General features: G+C 70.9%; 6 protein-coding genes. 1 reads left to right on the top strand and 5 read right to left on the bottom strand.

The features are described from left to right. Window positions 1-378 precede the first annotated feature (378 nt). The 5 genes from FHY02_RS13600 to hisS form a co-directional block, all read right to left on the bottom strand. Entirely contained in the window at window positions 379-807 is a 429-nt protein-coding gene (locus FHY02_RS13600) for a CBS domain-containing protein (RefSeq protein ID WP_183922912.1), read from the bottom strand. A 208-nt stretch (window positions 808-1,015) separates the two neighbouring features. After that, window positions 1,016-1,858, bottom strand: coding sequence for a DUF4167 domain-containing protein (locus FHY02_RS13595; protein WP_183922910.1), 843 nt, complete (start codon window positions 1,856-1,858; stop codon window positions 1,016-1,018). Window positions 1,859-2,107: 249 nt separating this feature from the next. Beyond that, a complete protein-coding gene (prmC, locus tag FHY02_RS13590) occupies window positions 2,108-2,923 on the bottom strand; it encodes a peptide chain release factor N(5)-glutamine methyltransferase (RefSeq protein WP_183922908.1) in 816 nt (271 codons plus the stop codon). Between the two features lie 39 nt (window positions 2,924-2,962). Continuing rightward, complete coding sequence (gene prfA, locus FHY02_RS13585; protein ID WP_183922906.1) at window positions 2,963-4,042, bottom strand: peptide chain release factor 1; 1,080 nt, start codon at window positions 4,040-4,042, stop codon at window positions 2,963-2,965. A 226-nt stretch (window positions 4,043-4,268) separates the two neighbouring features. After that, entirely contained in the window at window positions 4,269-5,492 is a 1,224-nt protein-coding gene (gene hisS, locus FHY02_RS13580) for a histidine--tRNA ligase (RefSeq protein WP_183922904.1), read from the bottom strand. A 53-nt stretch (window positions 5,493-5,545) separates the two neighbouring features. Here hisS and FHY02_RS13575 point away from each other — a divergent pair, with 53 nt between their 5' ends. Then, window positions 5,546-6,229: a DUF1345 domain-containing protein gene (locus tag FHY02_RS13575; RefSeq protein WP_183922902.1), complete on the top strand. Its 684-nt coding sequence runs from the start codon at window positions 5,546-5,548 to the stop codon at window positions 6,227-6,229. The last annotated feature ends 7 nt before the right edge of the window (window positions 6,230-6,236 follow it).

The raw sequence follows: 6,236 nt of genomic DNA, 5'->3' as shown, positions 1-6,236 counted from the left end.
GTCTGCTAACGACCCTCGTGCACCTTGCATGCACAAGACCCGCAGACCACCGTCCACATGTCCCTTCATCTCAACCTACAATGTCAAAGAGCCGCCGACGAAGAAACCGGACAACCGAACCTCCCCCACCCTTCGATCGGGGAGACCGCTGTCCTTCCTAACTGGCGACCGACCCAGAAGCGCCGCCTCAGCAGCACCCCCCGTCCGGTGAAGCGGCATATATGGAGGGCGTTCCCACCGGTCAAACACTTTTTGCAATTTTGTGTCGCCAGCCACCGAAAACGGCAGAAAACCTCGCCTTCTCAGATACGGTGCAGGAATGAAGCCGCGGCGAATCACCGTGGGTGGCGACGCCGCCCGACCGTCCTGCCGCGCCATTCAGGCCTGTTGAATGTAGTCGCGCATCGCGGCCGCCTCGGCCTCAATCCGCTCGATCCGATATTTAACCAGGTCGCCGATCGAGACGATGCCGCGCAGTTCGGCGCCGTCTACCACGGGAAGATGGCGGATACGCCGCTGCGTCATCAGCGAGAGAGCCGCAAGCACCGCGTCTCCCGGCGCCGCGGTGACCGCGGGCGCCGTCATCACCTCCCCCACGCGCGCCTGCAATACACCGCTGTCGCCACCGGCGAGCAGCCGCACGACATCGCGCTCGGAGAACATGCCGCGCACCAGATCGTCCGCGATCACCGGCAGCGCGCCGATCCGGTGCTCCGCGAGCAGCGCGATCGCGCCCGCGACCGTCGTCTCCGGGCTGACCGCGACGAGCGTGGCGCCCTTGTCGCGCAGGATGGCTGCGATCGTCATGACCTCTCCTTCGTCGGGCGGCCCCGACGCGGGTGACCGCTCCTCACCGCATCATCCTCTCTTCCGAGGGCAATGCAAGCGGCTGGGTCGGGTGTGGCGAACCCGGCCGCGCGGCGAGCCGGACCGCGACGCCGCGGCGCAGAAACGAAGAAGGGGCCGGCATCCCTTTGGATACCGACCCCTTCCCATCACCTGGCGCAGGCGGCCATCACTCGGCCGGCGAGGCCTCCGCCGCGGCGCGAACACGCCGACGGCGCGGCTTGGCGACCGGCTCGTCACTGGCGACCGGCTCGACTGCGGCACCGAGCGCGGGCGGCAGCCGGTCGATGCCGAGCTCGGGCTCACGCTCCGCTTCTGCCGCGGCGCCGTTCACAGCGGTGCCCTCGGCCATGGCTTCCTCGCGCGGCTTGCGCCCGCGGCGACGGCGCGGTGCGCCCTCATCGCTCTCGCTCGCAGCCACGTCGTTCACCGATACGCCGGTCTCACGCGGCGCGGCGTCGGCGTTCTCAGCGACCTCGCGCTGCGGGCGACGCTCGTCGCGCCTGCCCTCCCGGCGCGGCTCCCCCTGATCGCGTGCCTCGCGACGCCCCTCGTCGCGCCGACTTTCGTCGCGACGCCCTTCCTCGCGGCGCCCTTCGTCGCGGCGGTTGCCATCGCGCTCGCGCCGCGGCTCCGCCTCGCTGACGCGCTGCTGCTCGTCGGCGCGGACTGGCTCGCCCTCGTCGCCGAAATCGTCACCGTCGTCGAAGCTGTCGAAATCGTCGCGCTGGCGCCGCTGATACGGCTGGTCGTCGGAACGGCCGCGCTGATCGGCCAGCACCCGGAAATAATGGTCCGCGAACTGGAGGTAGTATTCAGTGTTGACGCGGTCGCCGGCCATCTGCGCGTCGCGCGCCATGTTGCGGTACTTCTCCAGCAACTGAGCCGCGTTGCCGCGGGCTCGGCTGTCGATCCGATTACCGCTGTCACGCTGCCCCTGGCCGCCGCCACCCTGACGCTGCTGGCCACCACCACGGCCGCGACGGCGACCGTTCTGACGGTTGTTGATCAAATCACTGTCCTCGTCCTGGAACCAAAACCGGCACTTGCTCCCGATACACGGGTTGCAGTCGTTCCCCGGCGCCGCGCGTGCCGGGCACCGCAGGCCTGCCATGCCGCCGGACTGCAGCGGCTGATGACGAAGGGAGGGCCGTGCGCCCATCCAACACAACAAATGTCGTTGAGTTCGCGTGCCCCGACGCAGTCTGTAACGGCTCGGCCGGCGTTCTCAAAGCGAAATATGGGGGCGCGAGGCCCCGAATCAAGCCGTGACGACGAGGCAGCGATCACGGCCGGCGAGGTCAGGCCGCAGTGCGACACTCAGCCCGACGGCGCGGAACAGCGCGGCGGCGCTCTCGCCCTGATCGGCCCCGATCTCGACGCAGGCGACACCGCCGGGCGCGAGCAGCGGCGGCAGCTGCGGTGCGATCGCACGATAGTCGTCGAGCCCGTCGGCCCCCGCGAACAGCGCGGCCGCCGGCTCATGGTCGCGCACTTCGTCGGGAAGATCCGCCCCGGCGGCGACATAGGGCGGGTTGGCGAGGACGAGGTCGAAGCGCTCGGCGATTCCGGCGGCCCAGTCACCCTGTCCGAACGCCGCGCGATCCCCGAGCCCGAGCGCGGCGGCGTTGGCACGGGCCTGGTCGAGCGCGGCAGCGGAACGGTCGATGCCGAGCCCGGTCGCACCCGGCCACTCGGCGAGCGCGGCGAGCAACAGCGTGCCGGGGCCGGTGCCGAGGTCGAGCACGCGCGCGGGTGCCCGGTCGGCGAAATGCGCCAGCGCGGCCTCGATCAGCGTCTCGCTGTCGGCCCGCGGGATCAGCGCGCCGGGGGCGACCGCGAGCTCGATCGTCCAGAAGGCGCGCGTGCCGGTGATGTAAGCGACCGGCTCGTGCCGCGCACGTCGCTCGACCAGTGCGGCGAAGCCCGGCGGGGCGGTCCAGTCGTCGAGCGTGAGCAGCAGCCGCTCGCGCGTGATCCCTAGGGCGTGCGCCAGCAGCAGCTCGGCGTCGAGCCGCGCCGTGTCCGAGAACGCGAACCGCGCGGCAGCGTCGCGCAGGGCGTGGCGGGCGGTCATATGCCGCGCGGCCGCTTCGCTCCGCCGCGACCCTGCCTGCTACGCCGCATCAAGCGTCGCCAGCCGCTCGGCCTCGTCCTCCGCCACCAGCGCGCCGATCAGCTCGTCCATGTCGCCCTGCAGGATCTCGGGCAGGCGGTGGAGCGTCAGGTTGATACGGTGATCGGTGACGCGTCCCTGCGGGAAATTGTACGTGCGGATTCGCTCGGAGCGGTCGCCCGAGCCGACCATCGCCTTGCGCGTGCCCGAGCGCTCGCTCGCCAGCCGCTCGCGCTCCGCCTCGTACAGCCGCGTGCGCAGCACCTTGAGCGCCTTGGCCTTGTTCTTGTGCTGCGACTTTTCGTCCTGCTGGATCACCACCAGCCCGGTCGGCAGGTGCGTGATCCGCACCGCGCTGTCGGTGGTATTGACCGACTGGCCGCCCGGCCCGGACGAGCGATAGACGTCGATGCGCAGGTCCCTGGCCTCGTCGATCTGGACGTCGACCTCCTCCGCCTCGGGCAGCACCGCCACCGTCGCCGCCGAGGTATGAATCCGTCCGCCGCTCTCGGTGACGGGGACGCGCTGGACGCGGTGCACCCCGCTCTCGAACTTGAGCCGCGCGAACACACCCGCGCCGGTGACGCTGGCGACCACCTCCTTGTAGCCGCCCGCGTCGCTGTCGGAGGCGGAGATCAGCTCGACACGCCAGCCCTGCCGCTCGGCGTAGCGCTGGTACATGCGGAACAGGTCGCCCGCGAACAGCGCCGCCTCGTCGCCGCCGGTTCCGGCGCGCACCTCGAGCATCGCCGAGCGCTGGTCGGCGGCGTCGCGCGGCAGCAGCGCGAGTGCGAGCCGGCGGTCGGCGTCCGCCAGCGCGGCGCGATTGTCGCGCAATTCCTCCTCCGCCATCGCGCGCAGCTCGGCGTCGGCATCCTCGGTCATATAGGACAGGCTCTCGGCCTCCTGGCGCAGGCGGCGCACCTCGCCCGCCGCGAGCGCGACCGGCTCGAGCTCGGCATATTCCTTCGAGACCTGGACGAAGCGGTCGCCGTCGAGCGCGCCGCTCGCCATCATCGCGGCGAGCTCGTCGCGCCGCGCCTCGATCTGCCGGATGCGGTCGAGCGAGATCGCGGTCATGCGACGGCCTGTGCGACGAGGATGCTAGGAGCAACGCGGCGCGATGGGGACGAGGGGCGAGCTCCCACCAAGCAAAAAGCAATCCTCCCCGGCACGGGGAGGGGGACCGCGACGCGAAGCGGCGTGGTGGAGGGGGTTCTCCCCGCAGCGCAGCGCTTGTGGAAGCCCCCCTCCACCAGCCCACGGCTGGTCCCCCTCCCCGTCCCGGGGAGGATCGAGAATGCGCTCACGCCAGCACCTCTACCGCGCGCGCCACCTCGCCGCGCAGCAGCCGCGCGCGTGTCGTCACCGCCGTCCCGTCATGGGCGAACACCAATGTCTCCGCCGGCTCCAGCTTGAGCGCCTTGTCGTAGCGCTTCTTCGGCGAGCCCGTCGCGACCAGCTCGGCCGCCAGCCCGGCGCGTCGCAGCCGCGCCAGCGCCGCGCTCGCCGCCCCGGCGGCGCGCTCGTCCTCGACCACCAACACCACGTCGGGCCGCTCCGCCTCGGGCTCCGCCAGCAGCATCGCCAGCCGCTCCACCCCCGCGGCCCAGCCCACGCCCGCGGTCGCCGGCCCGCCGAGGCTCTCGACCAGCCCGTCGTAGCGCCCGCCCGCCAGCACCGTGCCCTGCGCGCCGAGCCGGTCGGTGACGAACTCGAACGCGGTGTGGCGATAGTAATCGAGCCCGCGCACCAGCCGCGCGTCGCGCTCCCACTTGACCCCGGCGGCGTCGAGCCCGGCGGTCACCGCGTCGAAGAAGGCGCGCGCCTCCGCGGTCAGATACGCGTCGATGTCGGGCGCGCTGTCGGCGATCGGGCGATCGCGCGGGTCCTTCGAGTCGAGGATCCGCAGCGGGTTCTTCTCCAACCGCGTCAGGCTGTCCTCGCTGAGCTCGCCGCGGTGCGCGTCGAAGTGCGCCACCAGCGCGGCGCGCCACGCCTCGCGCGTCTCGGCATCGCCGAGCGTGTTGAGCTTGAGCGTCACGCCCTCGGCGATGCCGAGCTCGTGGAGCAGCTGGTCGGCGAGCGTCAGCAGCTCGACGTCGGCGGCGGGCTCGGGCGCGCCGAGGATCTCGGCGTCGATCTGGTGGAACTGGCGGTAGCGGCCTTTCTGCGGCCGCTCGTAGCGGAACACCGCGCCCGAGGTGACCAGCTTGAGCGGCGCATATTGCTGCCAGCCGTTGCTGATATAGGCGCGCGCGATCCCGGCGGTGAACTCGGGGCGCAGCGTCAGCATGTCGCCGCCCTTGTCGGGGAAGGAGTACATTTCCTTCGACACCACGTCGGTGGTCTCGCCGATCGAGCGCGCGAACACCTGCGTGTCCTCGAACACGGGCACCTCGACGCGCTCGAAACAGTAGAGGCGGCGGACGCGGTCGAAGGCGTCAAGCACGCGCGCGAAGCGGCGCTGCTCGCCGCGGAAGATGTCCTGGGTGCCGCGGACACGGGCGGGTGGCTGGATACGGCTCATGATGGGTCGGCGTATCTAGGCGAGCGGCCGCGCGAGCGCTAGCCAATCGTCGCATGAGCACCGACCCGTCGCGCGACTCCGCCGCCCACCCGCTCCCGCCGCGCTGGTGGGGGATCGGCCGCAAGCTGGCGCCGCCGCGGTTCGTGCTGTTCGTGCTGGTCTTCGCGGGCGCGCTCGCCGCGGCGATCCCGCACCTGGGCAAGGGACGCGGGGTGATGGCGGCGTTCGACATCGCCGCCTTCACCTTCCTGGTCTCGCTGGTGCCGCTGTTCCGCCACGACACGCCCGCGCAGATGCGTCGCGCCTCGCGCGCCAACGACGCCAATCGCGCGCTGCTGCTCGCGGTGACCGGCGCGGTGTCGCTGGCGATCCTCGTCGCGGTCGACTCGGAGCTGAAGGGCAATGAGAGCGGCGCGGGCAAGCTGCTGGTGATCGGCACGCTCGTGCTGGCGTGGCTGTTCTCGAACATGATCTACGCGCTGCATTATGCGCATCTGTTCTACATGCCGGCAAAGGCGGGCGGCGACTCGAAAGGGATCGACTTTCCCGGGACGAGCGCGCCCGATTACTGGGACTTTCTCTACTTCAGCTACACGCTGGGCATGACCTTCCAGACCTCGGACGTGACGATCGCCTCGGCGCCCGTTCGTCGCGTGGTGCTGGGACAGTGCCTCGCCGGCTTCGTCTTCAACCTCGGGGTGATCGCTTTCAGCATCAACGTCTTGGGCTCCAGCTGAGTCGCCC

This window comes from Sphingomonas sp. BK069, from assembly GCF_014193405.1.
GTDB lineage: Bacteria > Pseudomonadota > Alphaproteobacteria > Sphingomonadales > Sphingomonadaceae > Sphingomonas.
The sequence above is the reverse complement of the archived record's forward strand: the minus strand, read 5'-3'. Positions and strand labels throughout refer to the sequence as shown.